The sequence below is a fragment of the Streptomyces sp. NBC_00086 genome, assembly GCF_026343255.1.
Classification (GTDB): Bacteria; Actinomycetota; Actinomycetes; order Streptomycetales; family Streptomycetaceae; genus Streptomyces.
Genome location: NZ_JAPELZ010000002.1, coordinates 143,956 through 160,759 on the forward strand (window position 1 = coordinate 143,956; position 16,804 = coordinate 160,759).

Sequence of the window (16,804 nt, forward strand, 5' to 3'; positions counted from 1 at the left end):
TCCCCTGCTACCCCTCCTGTGCGGGGAGCGCGAGGACGTGCGTCCCACAGGACAGGTGGAGGCGGCCGTCGGCGATGCGGAGGTCTGTGTAACCGGAGGTCGTCAGCGGTACGTGGCCGTCCTCGGTAAATCCGCTGCGGTACGTCCAGGGCGGGCGGCGGGTTGCGAGGCCGACGGCGAGGAGGGGCTGGGCCAGCTTGCCCGTGTCCACGTAGAGCATGCCCCGGTGCAGGAGCGGCGGCGGGTCGAAGCGGACGCCGTCCGGGATGGCGTACGTCCACTGCAGCGCTCCGTCCGAGGCTCGCAGCGCGAGCAGCTCATCGTACACACGGGGGTTCTGCGCGCCCGCGGGACGCAGCCCGATGACGTACACCATGCCGTCCACGGCCGTCGGGGTCCCGAAGGAGGCCCGACCGCCGGGATACGGCACCCGGTCCGCACCGAAGCGCCAGACCACTTTCCCGGTGGCGGCCTCCAGGGCGCGCACCTCGCCGCCCCCGAGGTGCAGGCGGCCGTCGGCCAGGGAAGCGGGATGGACCGGCTGGAGGCGAAGGTTGTCCGGGCCGGAGAGGTCGATGCGCCAGCGTTCCCGCCCGTCGTCCCGCCCGACACCCACGACGTCCCCTGATACGGAGTAGATCAAGACGTCCCCCGCGGCGGCGACGCCGGGGCTCGGCGAGGAGGGCTCGTGTCCCGTCTTCTGAGCCCAGAGCCGCGTACCCCCGTCCGCGGCGTAGGCGGCAATGAGCTGTTGGTGGCCGTCGTAGCCGGAGAGGTACAGGCGGTCGTCGGTCCTGGCGATGAGACGGGGGCTGAGCAGTCGGGGCTGCCCCAGTTCGGCGGGGTACTCGGTCAATCGCCCGTCGGTGGGGGAGAGGGCGAGCAGGGGATCCGGGGCGTTGAGGACCGAGGACTTCTCGCGGACGACCAAGCCCTCCCCGTTCTCCTCGAAAACAACGGTCTTCGGGCTCCGCCACGCCACCTTGCCGGTGGCCGCGTCGAGGCCGGCCACGGTACGGCTGAACCGGTCGTCTCCGACCGACACGACGACGATCCCGTCCCGGACCGCCTCGACCCGGCACAGCGACTCGGCGTCGTACGTCCAGAGCGGCTCGGGCGGCAGCCCCGGCGGGCGTGGGGACGTGGAAGCCGCCTTCCGGTCGGCCGGGGGCGTGCCGGAGCTGCCGCGCGCCGCCCAGAGCGCGGCGCCCGCGCCGAGGGCGAGCAGGCCTCCGGCACCGGCCAGCAGCAGGCGTCGGCGGGACGTCCACCCGGCGGGGGGCTCCTCGGGGGGCGGCGGTGGTCCGGGCAGCCGGGTCGGGCGCAGGTCCCAGACGCCGACGGCCCGCCGGCCGAGGTCGGAGCGCAGGGGACCGGGCAGCAGGTCGGCGAAGTTGCCTTCCCCGCCTCCCAGTTCGGCCGCGATCTCCTCGTCGGCCGGGCGGTCGTCCGGATCCTTGGCCAGGCACCGCAACAGGACCGGGAGCAGTCCCGCGGGCAACCCGGAGAAGTCCGGTGTGCCGTACCGCACCCCGTACAGCAGGTCGGCGGCGGCCTCGCCCGCGAACGGGGCGTGGCCGGTCGCCGCGAACACGAGCACCCCGGCGAGGGCGAACACGTCACCCGGTGGCTCGTGGTCCCGGCCGCCCGCCTGCTCGGGGGACATGTAGGCGGGGGTGCCCACGGCCTGCCCGGTACGGGTCAGGCGGCGGGCGCCGAGCGCACGGGCGATGCCGAAGTCGATGACGCGCGGACCCGCGGCGGTGACCAGGACGTTCGAGGGCTTGAGGTCCCGGTGCACCAGGCCCGAGCCGTGGATGTCGGCCAGGGCCTGGGCCAGCCGGGAGCCCAGGGCCCGCACCGCAGTCTCGGGCAGCGGCCCGTGCCGTACGACGGCCTCCGCGAGCGAGGGGCCGAGCAGGTACTCCGTCGCCAGCCAAGGCAGTGCCCCCTGGGTGTCGGCGGCCACGACCGTCGCCCCGTGCCGCGCCCCGATCGTCCGGGCCGCCTCTGCCTCCAGCCGGAACCTGATCCTGAACTCCGGTTCACGGGCGAGGTGTTCGTGCACCGTCTTCAGCGCGACCACGCGCCCGCCGGCGGACCGGGCGAGGAAGACCGTGCCCATGCCGCCGCCGCCCAGCCGGCCGAGCAGCGTGTAGCCGCCGATCCGCTCGGGGTCGCCGGGCAGCAGCGGTGTGGTGGGTCCGGAGCCCTGGGACACGGTGCTCACCCGACCGGCAGGGCGAAGTAGTGAAGGCCGAACTTGCGGGCGAACACGGCGGTCCGGGTCCCGCTCGCCACCTGCCAGGTCAGTCCTTCCTGCTCGTTCAGCTGCTCGGCCACCCCCTGGAACACCCACAGGTTGCGGCCGTCGGCCGGGTCGATCGCGGTGACCGACTGCCAGTCGAGCCGGTACAGGGGGCTGCCCGGCGGCCCCGACGCGAGGGCCGTCGCACCCTTGGCGACAGCCGAGAGGGGGAGCCCCGGAAACGTGGTCCGCTTGATCGTGCCGTCGCGGGGATCGATCAGATGCGTCCACAGGTTCGCGTCCACGACGTACAACGAGGCGTCGCCCCGCACCAGCACCTCGCGCGGGGCGCTGACCCGGTTGTCCCTCTTGAGGGCGTCTTCGCCCCACCGTTCGCTGCCGGTCTTCACGTCACGCGCGTGGAGCTTGAACTCCTCCTCCGTATAGAGGGTGCCGTCGGCGGTCATCCAGGAGCGCGGCTGGTCGGGCAGGGCGGCCCAGGCCTCTTTCTCCCACCGCTCCCACCGCTGCGCGCCGGTTTCCGCGTTCAAGGCACTGAACACGGCCGTGCCGAGCTTCTTCTGCTCCACGTCCGCGGGGTCGGGCACCCACTGGACGTACACCGACTCGGGGCCCGGTGTCACCCGTATCGCGCTGCTCCGCCCCACCGGGGTGCCCCTCACCGGCGTACGCCACACCGCCCTGCGCTGCGCGATGTCGTAGCAGACCACGTGGGTCACGCCCTCCTTGTCCGGCGCGCGGAACCACACGCGAGTGCCGCGGTGACCTGCGAACCCGTCGGTCTCCATGTCGTAGTCGGAGTCGGTGTCGCGCACGGTCCCCGTCGTGGCGGAAAAGCGGACGAGCCCCCCGACGAAGCTGGGGGCGAAGAGCAGATCTTCGGACACGAGGACCGGTGTGGCAGTGCACCAGATGTCCTTGGTCCAGAGCGTCTTTCCGGTCCGCAGGTCCAGGCCGACCGTGGCGCCGGTCAGGGGGACCACCAGCACCCGGTCGTTCCACACCATCGCCGGCTGGCCGGTGGTCGCGCCCTTGTAGTGCCACAGGACCGCGGGCGGCGCGCCCTGCACGCGGGCGGGCGGGCCGCTCGGCGTGGCGGCGGGGGCGGGGGCGTGACGGGTGTTCCGGCCGAGGGCGAAACCGCCGGCCAGCCCGGCCGAGGTGCCGAGGGCGCCCAGGAGCAGGGCTCGGCGGGCGGGGAGGTCGCGGCGCGGGGGTTTCGGCTCTTCCTGAGCGGTCGCGTGAACCTGCGCGGACACCGCCGTCGCCGATCGGGCGTCCTGCACCGGAGCCTCCAACGCCATGACGGCCGAGGCCTGTTCGGACAGCTCCGTCACCAGCGCCCCCGGCAGCCAGTCCGCCGCGAGGAGTGCGGCGGCTCCGCTCGGGGCGAGTCCGGCCGCCACGGTCTCGGCGGCGGGGCGGCGGGCGGGGTCCTTGTCGAGGCAGCGGGAGAGGAGGGAGCGCAGGCCCTCCGGCACGCCGTCGAGGTCGGCGTCGGCCGTGGCGACGGCGTCCGGGGTGGCCGCGGAGAACGGGCCCGCCCCGGTGGCCGCGTACACGAGGAGCAGCCCGAGGACGAAGACGTCGGAGGCCGGGCCGGGCGCCCTCCCGGCGACTTGTTCGGGTGTGAGGAAGCCGAGCGTGAGTCGCGCGCCCCCGCCGTCGGTCGCGGGGCCGATCCCGGTGGCGGCGGCGAGGGGGCCGAATCCGGTGAGGCGGGGTCCTTCGATGCCGAGCTGCACCGTGTGCGGTGAGAGGCCCTGGTGGGCCTCGACGAGCGGGTGCAGCCGTACGAGTGCTTCCGCCAGGGCGGCGCCGACGACGCGCAGGGCGTGCTCCGGCAGCGGGCCGTACCGGGCGACGGCGGAGCCGAGGGTGAGCGCGGGGCCGTACGCGGTGACGAGGTACCCGTCCGCCGACTTCCGCACCGCGGGCACCCACGGGCCGGCCGCCGCCACCGCGAGCCGTGCCTCCGCCGCGAACCTGCGGCTCAGCGCGGGGTCGGCGGCCAGCCGGGGACGCGGTATGACGACAGCGACCTTGGCTCCCTCGCGGTCCAGGGCCAGGTACTCCACTCCGGAAGCGCTCTCCCGTAGCCGGGCCAGCAGGGTGTACTCCCCGATCCCGGTGGGGTCGGTGTCCCCTAAGGAATCGGGGCCGTCGCCGCGTGCTGCCATGCCGGTTCAACCCCCCCGTTCACCAGCTGTCGTTCCGCTCCCCGTCGAACGCTGCGGGCACCCTACCTCCCGGGGTGGAGGACGGCCGGGGGAGGTGATCAGTTCCCGGCCACGCGGGCGTGGCGAGGGTCAGAAGCGGGGCAGCGCGTAGAGGCGTCCGCCGTTCTGGGCCGCCACCACCTGGCCGGCCGCCGTCACCGCCCATGGTTCGTCCCGTTCGGCTCCCGGGGAGAACCTGTAGCGCTCGGTGTCCCCGGCGACCGGGAAGGCCGCCACGCCGCCGGCTCCGGACGACAGCGGGACGTACAGCCCGTTCGCCGCCGCGACGGGCGGAGACACCGCGTAGCCGCCGCCCTGGCCCCTCATCTCCCTCAGGTCGGTGCCGTCCGTGAGCTGCAGGCAGCGCAGCCGGCCGCCTTCGGCGACGTAAACCGAGCCGCCCCGCACCAGGGGGGTGCCGAACCCGCCGTTCCCTGCCGCCGGCTTCGCCTCCCAGAGCCGGGCCCCGTCCTGCGCGTCGAATCCGCGCAGTGTGGCCCCTCCGAATACGAGGAGCCCTTCGCCGACGGCTCCGGGCAGGCCGTGCGCGGCGTCGGCCGCCTCCCAACTCGTCTGCCCGGAGGCCGGGTCGAGGGCGTGCACCCTTCCTTCGGCCGTGGTGACGACCAACCGTCCTTCCCCGGCGACGGCCACCGCTCCGTCTGCGGCGACCGCCTCCCGCGACCGCCACAGCGGCGTGGCCGCCCCGTGGCGGACGGCGACGACACGGCCGGCCGGGTCCCTCGCGTACACGGTGCCGGATTCCGCGGCGAGCAGTGCGGAGAGTCCGCCCGGGCCGGTCCATACCGGTTTCCCTGTACGGGAGTCGAGGGCGCGCAGGATGCCGTCCGGACCGATGAGCACGGGACCGGGCGCCTGGCGGACGGGCGGGCGGCCGCCCTCGTACGACCAGAGCCGGCGGCCGGTGCGAGGGTCGAGCGCGGACACCTTCCCGGGGTCCGCGACCAGCAGGACGTCGCCCGCCCGAGCGGGGCCGAAGGGCATGTGCGGGTCAAGGTCCGACACGGACCAGACGGGGGTGGGTAGTTCGCCCGGCGCTCCGTGCCACAGAGGGACCTCGCCGGCGGTGTTCCCGCCGGTTCCGTACCACTGCCATCCGGCACCCCCGGCGCCGGCCGTGAGCAGGGCGGCCGCGCCCGCCGCGATCCCGAACACTCGCCGTCGGGAAGGGCCGGTCGGACCCGCCAGCTCCCGAGCGCGCACACCCTGCCGTTCGATGTCCCGGAGGATGGGGGCAGGCAGCCAGCCCGCGGGCGCGCCCCGGCCGGGGGCCTCCCACAGTGCTGCCAACTTCGCGGCTCGCGGACGCCGTTCCGCCGTTTTGTCCAGGCAGCCGCTGAGCGCGGGCCGCAGGGGCGGGGGTACCCGCGAGAGGTCCGGCTCGTCGTGCACGATGCCGTAGTCGGCGAAGGCCAAGCCGTCGCCGGCGAAGAGGTGGTGTCCGGTGCACGCGTACGCCAGGAGGGCGCCGAGGGTGAACACGTCGCTGGGCGGGCCGAGTTCCAGGCCGAGGACCTGCTCCGGGGACATGTACCCGGCCGAACCCGGGCGCTGTCCCGTGACCGTGACCCTCGTCGCCGCGGGCATGCGAGCGATGCCGAAGTCGACCAGGCGGGGTCCGTCGGCGGTGAGCAGCACGTTGGACGGCTTGAGGTCCCGGTGTACGACCCCGGCCGCGTGGAGGGTGGCCAGGGCGGTGGCGAGCATGGCTCCGAGTGCCCGGATGGTGTCGGGGGAGAGGGGTCCGTACTCCTCGACGCAGCGCTCCAGGGTCGGCCCCGGCACGTATGCGGTGGCGAGCCACGGTACGGGGGCGCCGAGATCGGCCCCGAGGTGCCCGGGCACGTACCGGCTGCGTACGGCCTCGACGGCCTCCCGCTCCCTGCGGAAGCGGACGGCGAGGTGCGGGTCGCCGAGCAGCTCGCGCCGGAGCGTCTTGACCGCGGCGACCCGTCGACCGGCGCGCCCCAGGTAGACGGTCCCCATGCCGCCCTCACCGAGCACACCGAGCAGCTGCCAGGGCCCGAGCGCTGACGGATCGCCCGGCCGCATGGGCGCGGGACCGGTCACCGGGCGGGCCCGACGTACCGGAAGGTCTGGGTGTTGCGGGGGGTGCGTATGGGCGGTTCCCTTCCTCGGGGCGGCGGGTGATGCACGGTACCTCTTCGGGCCTGTCCGGGCGCTCTACGGAACAGGGCTTCGCACACGGCGAGTTGACCGGAATCCGACCCCTCCCGCACGGCTCGTCGGGGTTCCGGCACCGCTGGCGTCCAGCCGGGCGGTACCAAGGGGCGATCCTGATCGCACGGTCGATCTCCGCGCCGGTGCGGGCGACGACCACCGGGCAGTCGTCCACCATGGAGCCCGGCAGCTGGTGCCGGTCGAACCGCATCACGAAGATGTCAAAACTCACGTCGCCCCAGACGAGGGAACTCAAGTGACGGCACTGTCGTCAGCGAGGGCGTTCGTGCCGATCACCAGGGCGACCAGCGTCTTCAGGGAATCTCGCACGGTAATCTCAGGTCATGTCTGAGACATCGGTGGCGCACTTCTATGACGAACTGGCCGACGACTACCACTTGATCTACTCAGACTGGGACGCGAGCATCCGTCGACAGGGGGAGGCCCTGGACGCACTGATCGTCCAGGATCGCGCGGCAGTGCTCGACTGTTCCTGCGGCATCGGCACGCAGGCCATCGGGCTGGCACTGCGCGGGCACCGGGTCACAGGGACCGACATCAGCCCCCGCGCCGCCGCCCGCGCTGCCCGGGAGGCCGCCCGCCGGAGCCTGAGCCTGCGCACGGCCGCGGCCGACATGCGGCGCCTCCCGTTTACCGATGGCCAGTTCGACACTGTCGTCTGCGCCGACAACTCGCTGCCTCACCTGCTGACAGAGCAGGAGGTGAATGCCGCCCTGGCTGAGATGCGCCGAGTCCTGCGCCCCGGAGGCCAACTGCTGCTCAGCACAAGGCCCTACGACGACCTGCTGCGCGATCGTCCGGCTGCGACGCCTCCGCAAGTCTCCAGGGCCGCCGAAGCCGACGACGGAGAGCGAACCGTCACCTTCCAGCTCTGGCACTGGCACGACGACGGCGAGCACTACGACTTGGAGCACTTCCAACTCCTTCCGGCAGCCGGAGAATGGCGCGTCCGGGTCCGCCGGACCACCTACTGGGCACTGGGCCGGGACCGGCTGGTCGGCCTCGCCACCGAGGCCGGGTTCGTCGACCCGCAGTGGCAGATGCCACAGGAGACGGGCTTCTTCCAGCCGCTGCTTGTGGCCCGCGCCGGCTAGCGGGTGGTTCCAGGTTCCATCGCTCGGCGCGGGACGGCTGCGGTCAGCCGGCCTCGGCTGCCGGCTCGGCTCGGCTCGGGGCCCGGATGCGGGTGAGCGGTAGAAGTCGGTCCCGCTCGGCCTCTGCGGCGCGACCAGGACCCTCCACCACGCGCATCTCGATGCTCACGTGGCATGAACCTCACCGGGTCCCGACCGCTACCAGTCGTCGGAGAGGCTGTCGGCGAGCGCCTGGATCTCCGGGTCATAGGGCCAGCGTTCGGCGAGTGCCGTCACGGCCGCTCGCTGCAGGATCCAGTCGGAGTCGTCGGCGGCCCGCTCGCGTAGGAGTTCCTCGGTGACGGGGTCGTCGCGCCAGGGGCCGGACAGGGCCCGGATTGCCGCGCCCCGGCTGATCGGGTCGGTTTGGCTGGTGGCGATGTGCCGGAGCAGCTCGCCGGTCTCCGGGCCGTGCCAGCCCGCCGCCAAGTCGTAGATGGCGACTGCGCGCATGCGATCGTCGGGGTCGTCGATGGCGAGCCGGCGGAGCAGGGCTGCGGTCCGCGGGGTGCGACGGTGGGTGACGAGGGCCTGGACGGCGGCTCCGCGGACGTAGAGGTCGGGGTCGTTGTCGGCCCTGTCGTACAACAGCTCGACGGTCTCGGGGTGGTCGCGCCAGCCGCCCCCCAGCGTCCGTACCGCCGCCGCGCGCACGAACTCGGCGTTGCCGTCACCTGCCAGTCCGTGCAGCAGCGACCTGGTTTCCGGGTCGTCGCGCCATCCGGCGGCGAGCGCGAGGACGGCCACCTCGCGGGCCTGCGAAGGGCCCTGGCCGCCGGCGCCGCTGCGGAGCAGTGCTCTGGCGTCGGGGTGGTCGGGCCAGGCGGAGTAGACGGCCCACAGCGCGGCCTGCCTCACCGGCCCGTTCGCGTCGGCGGTGGCGGCGAGCTCGCACAGCCACGGCAGCGTGGGCGGATGGTTGTGCCAGTTCGTGGCCAGGGCCCGCACCGCAGCGACCCGGACCGTGTCGTCGGGGTGGTTCTCGGCGTGTTCGCGCAGCAGCACGGGGGTCTGCGCATCGGTGCGCCGGTCGACGACAAGGGGCTTCAGCGCGGCATGTCGCGGATCCTCCGCGGCGGACCGAGACGCCGACCGGGCAGGGGCGGCAGGGCGGGTTTCGGTGCGGGCGAGCGCCCGTTTCGCGGCTCCTCGCACCCAGTCCTCGCTTCCGGGGTCGGTGGCGACGGAACGCAGCAGCTCCACGGTCTGCGGATCGTCGCGCCAGACCTCGACGAGGATGTCGAACGCGCTGCACCGCAGGTTCGGGTCGGGGGCGCGGGCGGCCATGTCGCGTGCCACGGCTGCGGCGTCCGGGTTGCGCGGCCAGGCGGCGGCGATGGCCTTCACGGCGGTGAGGCGGACCGAGTCGTCGTGGTCATCGGTCGCGGATTGGCGTACCAAGGCGAACGTCTCGGGCGCGTTGCGCCAGCCGTCGGCGAGCGCGGCCACCGCCCCCTGCCGTAGGTACCGATCGTGGTCGGTGAGGCATTTCCGCAGCCAGTCCCCGGTGGAGTGGTCCTGATGACGGGTCATTGCGAAAAGCTGGAGCGAGAATCTCCTGACGTCCCCATCAGGGTCCGTCCCGGCGAGCCCGCGGAGCAGGTCGGCGACCTGCGGATCGTCAGGCCATTCCTGGACGAGTGCGCGCAGCGCCTCCTCTCTGACGGCGGGCTCGTGGCCGAAGACCGCCTGACCGACCAGGCTCTCGCGGAACGCGCTGTCGTCGCGTAGCAGCGCGGCGCCGACCCGCGCGGCCGGCGGCACCTGAACCCAGACGAAGTCCTCCCCCTCCCTGATGACGCGCAGGAACTGGCCGCGCGCCCGGTACCAGTCGTGGTAGCGGGCACGGACGGCGCAGTCGCGTGCGCCGAGCCGGCCGAGCACGGGCGGTAGCGTCTCCGCGACCACGCGGGTGACCGGGGAGGCGGAGGACACCCTTTCCGCGACCATGTGCTCGATCAGCGAGATCACCGCGTTGACGACGGCGAAGCACTGCGCACCCAGCTCGCCGGGATCACGCACCTCGCCGAGGCAGCGAGCGGCGAGCACGATGTGGTGGGGAGTCTCGCCCGCCAACGACCCGCGCAGCGGAATGAACCACAGCGGATCGGCCGCGAGGAGGTGGTCGACGATCTCGCCCGTGAGACGGGGTTCGACCATTCCGGCGACGAGGACGAGGGTTTCGTGCCAGGTGGGGTCGGCCCAATGCCGGCCGTACACCTCGTGGATGAGGGCGTCCCCCGTCAGGGTGCGCTCAGCGGTCAGCCGGTGCCGGAGTTCCGCCGCGGCGTGGTACTCGAGGAAGGTCCGGTGGGGGAAGCCCAGGCCGTCGGCGCGGTGGACCATCAGCCCGGTGTGCCGGAGAAGGTTCTCCAAGAACGCCTCCCACCGCTCCGGGCGGACTTTGCCGGGGCGCTGCACGGCCTCGTGTGAGGCCAGTGCCTCGGTGACTGAGATCTCGTGGTCCGAAAGCCTCTGGTAGGCCAGATGACTGATCAGCTCGGGCAGCCGTTCGTGGACATGGCGCGCCGCGGCGTCGACTTCCCTGCGCGCCCGCGGACTCTGGACGTTCTCCACAAGGTGCTTGATCGAGTCTTCGTGACTCTTCGCAACGTCCTTGCTCTGATTCTTCTCGTAGACCATGTCGGTGAATGCTTCGTAGACCGCGGTACGGCCATCCGGCATTGGGCGCTCGGGCCTGGCGAGGTAGAGCTGGCAGAGCATGAAGGCCATCAGCGGGGTACGGGCCAGTTCGTCCAGACATGCGCTGCGGAGGGCGCCGGCGAAGCGGCGGGCGCGGTCGATCGCTTCTCGTTGCGGCCAGCGGGTGCTGAAGTACTTCCCCATGTAGGCGTGCAGATCGTGGGGGGTGAAGGGCTGCAGTTCGTAGTGCGGCGCCGTGAGGCCGAGGACGCGGTCGAGGACGTTGAGTTCGCCCTCCGCCAGAGGGCGGGTCGCTACGACGCACCGGTACAGCGGCGGGTCCGCCGCGACGGCATGGGCCAGCTTCTCCAACACGGCCCGCCGCTCCTGCGCGTTGGGGAGCTCATCGAGGCCGTCCACGAGAAGCTGCCAGTGCGCGCCGCTCCACGGCCGCTGAAGGAAGCGGTCCCGGGTCAGTCCCGGTTGCCGTCCGAACCTGCTGAGCATTCCAGTGGCTTCGGCGAGCACGTCGGGTACCTGCTTCTCCTCCCCGGCAAAGGCGCGTGCGCTCACCCATACCGGGACGGCCGAACCGGACTTCCCGGCGTTGCGCGCGTCGTCGAGCAATTCACCGGCCGCGTCGCGCAACCGCGCACGCAGCAGCGTGGACTTGCCGGTACCGGGGCCGGCGATGAGCACGCTCACCCTGTCGGCCGCCCGGAAGACCGCTTCCGCCGGTTCGGAAGAAGCGGCGGGGCCGGTACTGCTCCTTCCGCCGGCAGAGCCGTCGCCGGGCACCGCGCGCCCGTCCCGATCCGCGGGATGGCTGCGCTGGCGGACGTAGACCTCGGTCAGGGAAGGCGGTTCGGGAATCTCCGGATACGGATGCTCCTCGGCGGCCTTGCGGGCCGCTTCAAGGTAGCCACGCACCTCCTCGTCCATGCCGATCCAGCGCTGGGCGTCCTCATGGAGCTGCGCCCAGCCGAGGCGGTACCTGCCCTCCACGTACCGCGTGTCCCTCCCGCTGATCAATTCGAGCATGACGACGACCACGGACCACAGCTCATCGAAATGCTGCGGCACGGTCGGCTCCTTCGACCCCGCCTTCTGCTTCGGGAACCAGCCGTTGACCGTCGAGGAGCCCAGGTCGCCGCCTTCCTTGTACGGCCGGCGGCAGGGTTCGTCTTCCCGAAGGCCTGCGGCTTTGCGCCGACGCCGGTTGACCTCCTCGATCACAGCCTTATCCGTCTGCCGCTTTTCCTGCAGCCCTTCCCTGAGCTCCCCGAGCCGCTGCGCCAGCGCCTGCCGTCCCGCATGCTCTTTCCTCGCGTGCACGTCCCGCCTCCCCACTCGGGTGCTGTTCTGATCCGGCCGATCCGGCACCCCCAGGACCATGCTCCTGTGACCTGGCAGCTTGCGGCAGGAAATCCGGCGATCCGGTATCCATGGCCGACCCCCATGGCGCCTGGAGAAGGTGCTCGTGGCCGCCCCGTCCGGGGCTGTCGAGGCTGCTTGGGGAAGGATTGACACATGGACATCTGGTGGGCGGCGGTGCCCCTGGCCGGGCTCGCGATCCTCGCGATCGCCCTGGTGACCATCACCGGCCTGGCGCTGAAGGACACCCCTTCGCAGGACCGCGCCGGCATCCTCCACGCCATCGCGGCATGCGTGCGGGGACTTCAAGGACGCCGATGACGATCCGTCACCGGCAGCCCGCCGCCTCACAACCATCGGCCCGCTGCGGCCGGGCCGATGGCGAGGCGGCAACCGAGGTGTGGAACGCCCGCACTCGCGGATGAACGACTACGGCGAGCCGAGGCGCTGCCCAGAGAGGAGCCGCTGCGCCTGTCGGCCGTTGGGTGTGCGCAGGAGCCGACAGCCGCCGGCGAACCGCTCGAGGGTTTCGGGTCGCTCGCGGCACTTGCTTGTCCGCGAGGAGGGTCAGCCGTTGGGCGCTGCCGCGGGGGTGAAGACGGCCAGGTCCGTGCCGACCGCGGCGACCAGCTGTGGCCCGCCGGTCAGCGCGACGGCGGTGGCGCCGGATACGAGCATCGTGCCGATGAGGCTGCGGTCGCCCAGGTCCCAGATCCGTACCGTGCCGTCCCGGTCCAGGGTGGCGGCCAGGGGCGGCCCGGCCGCCGGCAGGGCGCAGGCGAGTGCTGTGGTGCGCGCCGGCACGACCGGAAGGGGTTTGCCCCGCGGCCGGCCCGACGGCGCGTCCCACACCAGGACACCGTCGCTGTCGGCGGTGACCAGGAGGGTCTTCCCCGGCTCGCCGGTGCTTGCCACCAGTCCCGACCACATGGGCAGTTCCTCGGCGACCTGGTGTCCGGCGAGGCGCAGGGCCGTCAGGTGGGCGATGAAGGGGGAGTTCATGAACGCATCGGGTGGGCCGGCGGGGCCGCCGCCCGGGCCCTCCTCGTCAAGGACCCAGGGCTCGGCGGGTCCCGTGCGGCTGAGCGTGTCGAGGGTCCACTGGCGCTGGACCCCGTCCGCGTACAGGGCGATGATGACGGGGCCGGGCCCGGACGCGCAGGCCACGTGGCGGACTTGTGCGTCGACGGTGGGCAGGAGATCGACCACGGTGCCGTCGCTCAGGTCCCAGACGATGACATCCCCGTCGAGCGATCCGGACACGGCGACCGGGCGCCCGTGACGCGTGGCGCATACGACGGAGGTCACCGTGTCGCCGTGGCCGACGAGCGGCCCGACGGGTTGCCGTCCGGTGGCGAGGTCCCAGACTCGCAGGGTGCCGTCCCGGGACGCGGACACCGCGACGTCCGCGCCGTCGACGACGGCGCACGCCACCGAGGTGATCTCACCGGTGTGGCCCACGACCCGGCTCGTACGGTGTCCTCGCGCGGTGACGGCGTCCTGGAGGTCCCAGATCCTCACGTCTGCGTCCGAGGAGCCGGTGGTGATGACCGGCCGGCCGTGCACGGATCCGGCCGCTGCCGAGAACACGGTGCCGGTATGCCCGGTGAGCGTGGCCCCCTTCTGGTGGCCACTGTCCAGATCCCACATCCTCACGGTGCCGTCAGCGGACCCGGTGACCGCCAGTGAGGCGTCTCCCGGCAGGACCGAGGCGGCGAACACGGAGCGGGTGTGGCCGAGCAGGGGCCCGCCGATGGCTTGCCCGGTATCGAGGTCCCACAGCCGCAGCACGTCCTGTCCGTGTCCGCGGTGCCCGGTCAGCACCGCGGGGCGGTCAGCGTGCCGCGTGCAGGCGAGGGCGACCACGTCGCCCGCACGCGTCTTCAACGGGGCGCGGACGGGACTGCCGGATGCCAGGTCCCACACGCGGACGGTGCCGTCGTTACCGCCGCTGACGATGACGGGCCGGTCGTCCAGCATGGTGCAGCGCACTGCCATGACCGGGCCCGAGTGCCCCCGGAGGTGTTCTCCGATCGTGCGACCGGCGGTGAGGTCCCACCGTAAGAGGGTGCCGTCACGCGATGCGCTCACTGCGACGGGATCCCCGTCGAGTTCGCCGCACGCGATGGCGAAGACGAAGTTGAAGTGCCCGGCCAGGGGGCCCGCGGTCAGGCGTCCGGTGTGCAGGTCCCACACCCACAGGCTGCTCTGCTTGGACCTCTTGCTTCCGGTGCCCGTGACAGCGACCGGGACCCCGCCCAGCCGGGTGCAGGCCACGGCGTACACCTCGTCGTCGTGGACGAGGGGTGCTCCGACGGGGCGTCCCGTGGCCATGTCCCAGACGCGGGCGGTCAGGTCCCGTGAAGCGCTGACGACGACGGGCCGGCCGGCCACGTCGGTCACGGCCACGGCGTCGACGGGGGCGGTGTGACCGGTGAGGGTCCGTGAGAGGGCGGGGGACAGGGATCCCCCGGTGGCCCACAAGGGCTCCCAGTCGCCCTCGTCGGAGCTTCCGGACAGTCGGCGGCGCAGGCCCTCGACGCCGTACCGTACGGCGTTGAGCGCGAGGAGGGCACGGCGCGTGCCCAGTCGGTGGCGCTGCGGATGGTGGGCGGTGCCGGCGCGGTAGACGTCCGCGTGGGCGACCGCGCGTTCGCCGGTGGTGTGGCGCAACTGAAGGGTGAGCGCGTCGGGTTCGGCGTGGGCGAGGAAGAGGGGATCCTCGACGAGCCGGTCCAGGGCGTCGTCGCCGGCCGCCACGGCATGCTCGGCGGCGTGCCGCAGTAGATAAGGGTCGGCCCGCTCCCAGTCCGGGCCGCCCTCCAAGGTCGGGGGAACGGTGGCCAGCAGCGCGGCGTGGACCGCATCCGCGCGGACCGTCGGGGCCGTGTGGTCGGCCAGGGCCTGGTGGAAGTAGCGGTACAGGAGCCGGTGGTCGGTGTCGGGGGTCGTCCTCAGATAGAAGGTGGCCGAGGCCAGGGCTCGGCGGGTGGCGGCAAGCTGGGGGGTGGGGGTGCCCGGCGCCGGTGGACTGTGGGCCAGGGCGGCGGTGTGGAGCAGGTCGAGGGGCATTCCCTGGCCCCGGGCCTGGACAAGAACGGCGAGGACCGGCTCGATCCAGGGGTCGGTGCGCGCGAGCGTCCGCCGATGCAGTTCGAACACCTCGGTGATGCCGCAGGGCGGGTCGATCGTGTCGCTCTCGGGACCGCTGCGGAGGTGGTCGGCGTAGAGGGCCGCGACGAGGAACGCTCCGCCGTCGGTGTACTGGGCGAGCCGTTCGGCGAATCCCCGGATGAGGGCCGGCTGGTACAGGTCGCCGATGAGGAGGTCGAGATAGCTGTCGAGATCGTCGGCCAGGACCCGGCGGTCCTCCTCCGTGACGGGGTCGAGGTCGAGGAGCGTCTCGGGGTGATCCGTGGCGTACGCGTGCAGCTCGGGCAGAGCGTCCCACCACGGGCGTGTCCCGAGCAGAACCCGAACACCCGGAACCTTCGTGGTGCTGGGGGCCTGGCGGCCGGGATTGCCGCGGACGAGGGGGAGGACGAGCTCGTCGATGACGGCGGCGGGATCGGCCGCTTCGTCGAGGCCGTCCAGGACCACCAGCACGTCACCTGCGGCGCGTAGCTCGGACAGGACATCGGCCGTCGGCAGGACATGGGGCATGACCGGACGTTCGCCAACCGGCACGGCCCGAGCCGGCCGGGACGAGGGCCGGCGGAGCTGGTGGAGCAGGGAGTCGGTGATCTGCCCCAGCGACAGCCCGCGCGCATGGACCGCCAGCACCCGTCCGGTGGGCCTGGGTCGGAAGGTGCGGACGGCGGCGCGCACCCGTGGTCCCAGCTTGGACAGTTGCGGGTGGGTGAGGCAGACGGTGACACCCAGCAGTGCGGACTTCCCGCTGCCGGGACCGCCGGTGACGACGAGGAGGGGGTTCTGCGCCTCGTCCTCGACCCACTGGTGTATTCGGGTGAGTTCCGCAGTCCGCCCGGAGAACTGCACGGCGTCGGCGACGGGGTTCCCCGCGGCGCGCGTGAGGAAGTGCAGCGGGTCGAGCCCGGGTGAGCAGGCGTGGGCGAATTCGCGCAGGCGCGGGTCCAGACCGTCCAGGACCCTGGCGCCGGGGTCCGTGGAATGGGCCGGGTTGCGCAGGAACGGCTCGGGGTCGACGCGGGCCTCGGCGTGCGGGGTGCGTACGACTGCCTGAGCCGGTCGGCCGGCTGCGAGAGCAGCACGGCTCAGTTCACGGTCGATGGCCGCGGCGAGGGTATCGACGGGCACGAACGCGAGGGCGGGGTCGAGATCCAGGGTGCCGTCGGCCAGCCGGTGCAGGACGGCGCCGGCGGCGCTGGTGAAGTGGGCTCCGTACGCGGCGGAACCGGCGGAACTCGCTCCGATGATCCAGGCGTTGCGCACGCCGTCCTGGGGCCGACGGGCGGCGAGGTCCTGCAGCTGCTGCTGGACGATGGCCTGACCCGCTCCGCACACGTCGAGGAGGAACAGGACGGGCGTGTCGCGGTTCTCGACTTCTTCGAGGAGCCGTCCGACGCTGACACACGTGTCGTCGAGGCGCTGAGGGTCGGCGCCGGAACAGGCGAGGTACAGGCCCCCGCCGGCGCCCCGGACACCGTGACCGGCGAAGTACAGGACGAACGCCTCTGCCTCGCCGTCCCTACGCAGCTTCTTCCAGCGTTTGCGCAGCCGCGAACGGCCCGGCTCCAGCAGCGGCTCACCCGTGTCCACTCCCGCGCGGTGCAGTGCCCAGGACAGCTCCCGCAGAGCGGGAGCCACCGACGGCAGCGGCTGAAGTGAGCGGGCGGCCCCGTCGGCCCGGTCGGCCTCGGACCTGCGGCCGACGGGGAAGTCACCCGCGCCGGCCACCAAAGCCCGTGTCATGACGACCCTCCTGGCGTTCTGCTCGGCCAGGCGTCGGGCCGTCCTGGTCG

7 protein-coding genes are annotated in these 16,804 nt (G+C 72.8%); 2 read left to right on the forward strand and 5 right to left on the reverse strand.

Going from position 1 to position 16,804, the window contains the following annotated elements; translation table 11 throughout:
- Positions 1-7 precede the first annotated feature (7 nt).
- The 3 genes from OG276_RS37780 to OG276_RS37790 form a co-directional block, all read right to left on the reverse strand.
- Positions 8-2,221, reverse strand: coding sequence for a PQQ-binding-like beta-propeller repeat protein (locus OG276_RS37780; protein ID WP_266913843.1), 2,214 nt, complete (start codon positions 2,219-2,221; stop codon positions 8-10).
- Positions 2,222-2,226: 5 nt separating this feature from the next.
- Positions 2,227-4,449 carry a PQQ-binding-like beta-propeller repeat protein gene (locus OG276_RS37785; RefSeq protein WP_266913845.1) on the reverse strand — a complete coding sequence of 741 codons (2,223 nt, stop codon included), beginning with the start codon at positions 4,447-4,449 and terminating at the stop codon, positions 2,227-2,229.
- A 129-nt stretch (positions 4,450-4,578) separates the two neighbouring features.
- Entirely contained in the window at positions 4,579-6,579 is a 2,001-nt protein-coding gene (locus OG276_RS37790; protein WP_266913847.1) for a serine/threonine-protein kinase, read from the reverse strand.
- Between the two features lie 455 nt (positions 6,580-7,034).
- On the opposite strand from OG276_RS37790, the gene OG276_RS37795 reads away from it, so the two are divergent.
- Positions 7,035-7,805 (forward strand): class I SAM-dependent methyltransferase, encoded by a 771-nt coding sequence (locus OG276_RS37795; RefSeq protein WP_266913849.1) that lies wholly within the window; start codon positions 7,035-7,037, stop codon positions 7,803-7,805.
- 198 nt (positions 7,806-8,003) lie between these two features.
- On the opposite strand, the gene OG276_RS37800 is transcribed toward OG276_RS37795, so the two are convergent.
- Positions 8,004-11,570 (reverse strand): HEAT repeat domain-containing protein, encoded by a 3,567-nt coding sequence (locus tag OG276_RS37800; protein ID WP_266913851.1) that lies wholly within the window; start codon positions 11,568-11,570, stop codon positions 8,004-8,006.
- Between the two features lie 447 nt (positions 11,571-12,017).
- Between OG276_RS37800 and OG276_RS37805 the strand changes: the two genes are divergently transcribed.
- Complete coding sequence (locus OG276_RS37805; protein ID WP_266913853.1) at positions 12,018-12,182, forward strand: hypothetical protein; 165 nt, start codon at positions 12,018-12,020, stop codon at positions 12,180-12,182.
- A gap of 246 nt (positions 12,183-12,428) precedes the next feature.
- Here the strand turns inward: OG276_RS37805 and OG276_RS37810 are convergent, their stop codons facing one another.
- Entirely contained in the window at positions 12,429-16,754 is a 4,326-nt protein-coding gene (locus OG276_RS37810) for a WD40 repeat domain-containing protein (RefSeq protein ID WP_266913855.1), read from the reverse strand.
- Positions 16,755-16,804: the final 50 nt, after the last annotated feature.